This window comes from Leptospira sp. B5-022 (assembly GCF_000347035.1).
Classification (GTDB): domain Bacteria; phylum Spirochaetota; class Leptospiria; order Leptospirales; family Leptospiraceae; genus Leptospira_B; species Leptospira_B cinconiae.
In genome coordinates this window covers 1-651 of the sequence record NZ_ANIJ01000043.1, presented here as the reverse complement: position 1 = coordinate 651, position 651 = coordinate 1, and the positions used below count along the sequence as shown (strand labels likewise).

Here is a 651-nt window from a genome sequence, read left to right as displayed (position 1 = left end):
AAACGACGGTAAAACTCCAAGAGATACCAATCCTAAAGACTACTATTACATGAAGTTCGCTTCTCGTGCATCCGCTAAGGCTGTTGCTAAAAAAAGTCTCGCAATGATGCAGTCTACTTGCCGTGAAGCTTCTCGCTTACAAGGTGCTTCCGACGTTGTTAAAAAAATGGTCGGTGAGACTGTTGAATCCGCATCCGGAGTTTCCGACGGTGAAGCTACTGCTTCCGTTATCGTTGGTACTTCTGCAGGTATCGTAAAAGGAGTGGGAGTTTACGAGTGTAAAGCTACCGGTCCAGGTTCCGATCCTAATGATGTTTCTAAAGACAACTGGGAAGAATGCCAGTGTGTTATTTACGCTAAATTTCCAGGTGGACGCGACGCTCTCGTAGCTAAAGCTCAAGAAATCGGTAAATAATATAAGTTTAGTTTGAGTTTCGACTCGAACTGAAATGGAAAACCCCGCCTAGAAAAGGTGGGGTTTTTTATTTCCGCATAGTATAATCTAGAAAGATTGAGTCGATCGCTAAAATTGAGTAAACAAATTTCAATAAGAAGATGATCAAAAAAGTAATCGCTATTGTTCTGTCTGCTGCATTACTTACCTATTGCGGAGCTAATACCGCTCAAAAAGATGCTACTTCCGTTGGCGAC

General features: G+C 42.2%; 1 protein-coding gene. It reads left to right on the top strand.

Features of this window, described 5'->3' with window-relative positions:
• The coding region (locus LEP1GSC192_RS16180; RefSeq protein ID WP_020771071.1) for a lipoprotein LipL21 at window positions 1–415 on the top strand (415 nt) is incomplete at its 5' end.
• Between the last annotated feature and the right edge of the window lie 236 nt (window positions 416–651).